Annotated in this window: 1 protein-coding gene; it reads left to right on the top strand. The window is 69.3% G+C overall.

From position 1 onward, the window contains the following. Positions 1 to 92: 92 nt before the first annotated feature. Positions 93 to 440: hypothetical protein (locus tag GSF22_RS34185; protein WP_208817992.1), on the top strand; the 348-nt coding region annotated here is incomplete at its 3' end.

The following is a 440-nucleotide window of genomic DNA, read 5'->3' as shown; positions in this document are numbered from 1 at the left end:
CCACCACGACCACGACAACGAGAGCCGGATCGGCAACGGCAGCCGCAACGGGATCGGCAACCCGATCGGGATCGGTGGTGACGGTGCCGGTGGTGAACAACGTGCAGGTCCCCGCCGGCCGCTACCTGCCCGGCCCGAACGACAGCCCCCTATGGGAAGCCAACGCCACCGCGTTGCCCGTCTACCAGACAACCAGTGGTGTGGCCTGGTTCGCCCTCGCCGCTCACGGTGACCCGGCGGGAATCCGGGTCGGTGATCAAACCTTCACCGCCACCGAGCTCGCCGCCTGGTTACGCGAGCTGCCCGACTGGAGCAGCCGGCCGATCATCCTGATCACCTGCGACGCCGCCACCCCCACCCCCGGCGGGGTGTCCCTCGCCGAACAACTCCGCGATGAACTGCGGGTTCAGGTCGTCGCCGCACCCGCAACCGTCTGGAGC

Source organism: Micromonospora echinofusca (assembly GCF_017614955.1).
In the GTDB taxonomy this organism is placed as follows: domain Bacteria; phylum Actinomycetota; class Actinomycetes; order Mycobacteriales; family Micromonosporaceae; genus Micromonospora; species Micromonospora echinofusca_A.
The sequence above is the reverse complement of the archived record's forward strand: the minus strand, read 5'-3'. Positions and strand labels throughout refer to the sequence as shown.